Origin of the sequence: Bradyrhizobium sp. (genome assembly GCF_016462955.1) — a bacterium.
Classification (GTDB): domain Bacteria; phylum Pseudomonadota; class Alphaproteobacteria; order Rhizobiales; family Xanthobacteraceae; genus Bradyrhizobium.
Genome location: NZ_JAEMSD010000463.1, coordinates 1 through 3394, shown reverse-complemented (window position 1 = coordinate 3394; position 3394 = coordinate 1). Strand labels below are relative to the sequence as shown.

Here is a 3394-nt window from a genome sequence, read left to right as displayed (position 1 = left end):
CGAAACCGGAGATCAGGCCGAGCAGCAGGAAAATCCGTTTCACATGCCGGAGCATCAGGCAATCTTTCTGCATTTGGCTTGTGGCCGCGCTCATCCGCAGCAGGATCCTGGGAACTGCGAGAGATCGATGCGGGCGACGATGGAGCGTAGCAGCCTGCGGGTCAAAAGATAGAGATGCCGGATGAATGCCGGCACTCTCGCCGCGGGCAGCCCCTTCGGAACAAGGCTTTTGGTATCAAGACTTCCGGTATAGTGCGACACGTGTCTCTCCGACGCCATGTGGTTTTCTACCGTGCCGCGTGGAAGCGGCCTTGATCTGCCGCAAGGCCTCCCGGCTAATAGTCGCCCGAGTTGATGATCATTGGGCTCTCCAGATCCGCCGGCGCGAGCGCGCTGCCGCTGTCGCGCAGGATGCGGTCGAACATCTTCTCACGATGAGGCCAATCAGCGTCAGCGCCTCTGGAAACTGAGGTCGCACTCCGCCCCGCCCGAGGAGCGTCACGGAGGATGGCCGCAGGAAGAAGCTGTCAGGATGTGAATTCCTGCCGAAGGCTAGACACAGTTCGCCCGACCGCGTTCAGGGCAGAGCCGGAACGCGCTCGACAGTGTGAAGATGAAGCGTGGGCTGCGACGCTCGTTGTCAGGCGCCCGGTAGCTCAGGGGGACGGCGACGCCGAAATCGGCATGGATGTCGTCCGGCAGGAAGAAGCGCACGCCGGCTCCAGCCGACGTCAGCGACAGTCCGTCGCTCAGGCGGAAACCGTGGTTCCAGGCGGCGCCGGCGTCGCCGAAGGCATAGAGCTGATAGCCGGTCCAGTAGCGGAAATTAAGCTTCTGGTCGAAGCGCAGCTCGAGCGAGCCGGCGAGGCCGTTGTCGCCGCTGATCTCGGCCGCGCCATAGCCACGGCCAAAGGCCGCGCCGCCAAGATAGAATTGTTGCGAGGTGAACAGCGGGCGCGAGGCCGTCTGGCTCGCCGCAGCGAGCTTGAGCGACCAAACATTGTTGAGTGTCTGATAGCGCGTGAACCAAAAGTTTAGCACCGAGAAGTTCGAGGAGGCGCCGTCGCGCGACAAAAGATCGTCCTCGAAATGCGAGGCGCCAAAGATGTCCAGGCCCTGACGGTAAGTCAGGGTCGCAAAATTGGTACCGCCAAAGGGATCCTGCAGCCGGTAGTCGGCGGTCAGGCTCGCCGTCCTGATGTGGTCGTTGTACCAGGGCCCGTAAAGGTCATGCTCGGACACATTGCTGAAGGTCGTCGCGGCGGTCAGCGTGAGCGTGGACGATTGCGACTGCAGCGGGACGACGCTGGCACGCAGCTCGAACGCCTCGGTCGTGGTGATGTCGCTGTCGAGCCGGCGCATATCGCCCGGCCGAACCGCGCTGTACAGCATGGAAGCGCCGAGGCGGACACCGTCGACGCCGACGGGCGCATCGTACGACAGGCGTGCGAAGCCGAGCTGGCGGGGGTCGTTGGCAATGGTCGACAGGTTGACCGCCAATGTATCGCCGGGCGTGAGGTATGAGTTGAACGCGCCGGTGGCGTAGGTCTGCCATGGACCGACCGACGAGGATCCGAGATTGTCGAGGCCGAACGCGGAGAAAACGTGCCACGTTTTCAGATAGATGGTCAGGCGGAAGCGGCCCGTCGTACCGCCGATCTCCTCCAGCGCCGTGTCGGTGATCCGGACGCCCGGCCTGCCATTGATCAGGAAGAGCTGGCGTTCGAGCGTTGCTAGTCGCGAAGGCTGTTCGGCCAGAACCGGCGCCAGCATCGGCCTTATGCCGAACTGCTCGGCTCCGTCGCCCTTCAGTTCTGCCTGCACGATGGCGCCTTCGAGAACCTGAATTCGGACCCGGCCGTTGGCGATGTCCTGCGGTGGCACGATGGCGCGGCTCAGATGAATGCCGGCCTCGCGGTAGAGGTCGCTGATGGCGCCTGCGATCGTGGCCAAATCCGCCTGCGAGACTTTCCGGCCGAGATAGGGCTGGTAGACCGCCGCGATGCGATCGGGGGAAATGGCATGGGCGCCGCTGACGGTGACGCCGCGCAGCACGAATTGCGGCTTGGTATCACCACCCGTCGAGGACCGTCCGACGCTGGGCAACCGGACCGGCGGTCGGTCGAGCGTTTCCTGCTCGGTTTGGTTATCGAAATATTTCTCGGGCTGGCGCGGATCAAATCCCGGCTGGTTCGCCTGCTGCGCGATTACCGTTGGAATTGCCGCGAAAATTGCTGCCAGCGTTCCCAATACGGTAAGGAGATGCCGTTTCTTACCGCGTGCAGCTACTCTATCTCCGTAATTCAACGAAGGATTTGTCACGGGGCGGTAAGGGTTCGTTAGCCGCATGAGTTTTCATAGTTTTTTATGGTCAACGATTGGTTAATCAGGCTGCTCCGCTTGCCGCTTTCCGATAATCCTATCTTGAGTGCTTTCGGATACCCCTCAAGCTTGGCTGTAACGCGGGCTGAGGATCATCATGTTCGGCAAAGTTGGAATGCGGCGCGCTCTAGCGGCGGCGCTGATCCTGGGAACGGCCTCCACTGCGTTCGCGGCGGACGACGGGGTGTGGTCCGTCAGCAAATCCTCGGGCGAGGTCTGGCTGGCAACGAGCGGCGCCCAGCAGGTGTCGCTGACGTCAGAAGGAACGCTGAAACCCGGCGATACCATTCGCACCGGTCGCAACGGGCGCGTATTCCTCGTCCGCGGCGACGAAACGATACTGATCTCTCCCAATTCGGTGGTGGGCCTGCCGGCCGAGAAGAAGGACGGCCTTTCGACCACCATCATCCAGCAGGCGGGTTCGATCCTGCTCGAGGTCGAGAGGCGCAACGTCAAGCATTTCGAGGTCGAGACGCCCTATCTGGCCGCCGTGGTCAAGGGCACGCAGTTCAGCGTCACGGTCGGTGCCGGTAGCACCAAGGTCGGCGTGCTCCGCGGCCAGGTCGAAGTCTCCGATTTCAAGACGGGGCAGATCGCGCAAGTGATGCCCGGACAGGCGGCCACCGTGTTCGAACACGGCAAGCCCGGTCTCAGCCTGAGCGGTGCGGGGACGCTCAATCCGATCGAGCAGGGCAAGCCCCGCGCGCCCACGATCGAGCGTGTCCCTGTGCCGAAATCGGGCCTGTCGGCGCCGCGCCATGCCGGCAATGGCCATGCCATCCATGCGCTCGGCCCGACCGACAAGGGAAGCAAGGCGGCCGGCGAACCCAAGGCATCGGGGCAGGCGGCGGCAGGGCATGCCCCCAAGGCGGGAGTCGTGCGTATTTCGGTCGCGCTGGGGGAGGTCAAGCTGAACGTCCACAAGGCGACGCGCGGCCTGGCGCATGGCGGCGTTCCGCCAGGGCAGGCACGTAACGCGAATGCCAGGGGTGACGGTCAGACGGTCTGGAAC

At 63.4% G+C, this 3394-nt stretch carries 2 protein-coding genes; one reads left to right on the top strand and one right to left on the bottom strand.

The window, feature by feature from the left end:
• Window positions 1-552: 552 nt before the first annotated feature.
• Complete coding sequence (locus tag JHD07_RS31700; RefSeq protein WP_291629314.1) at window positions 553-2349, bottom strand: POTRA domain-containing protein; 1797 nt, start codon at window positions 2347-2349, stop codon at window positions 553-555.
• A gap of 130 nt (window positions 2350-2479) precedes the next feature.
• Here JHD07_RS31700 and JHD07_RS31695 point away from each other — a divergent pair.
• Window positions 2480-3394 (top strand): FecR family protein (locus JHD07_RS31695; protein WP_291629312.1); only part of this gene is annotated, 915 nt, incomplete at its 3' end.

Excerpts from the sequence above, each read along its gene's own strand:
- JHD07_RS31700 (WP_291629314.1), bottom strand. The coding sequence starts at position 2,349 with ATGCGGCTAACGAACCCTTACCGCCCCGTGACAAATCCTTCGTTGAAT.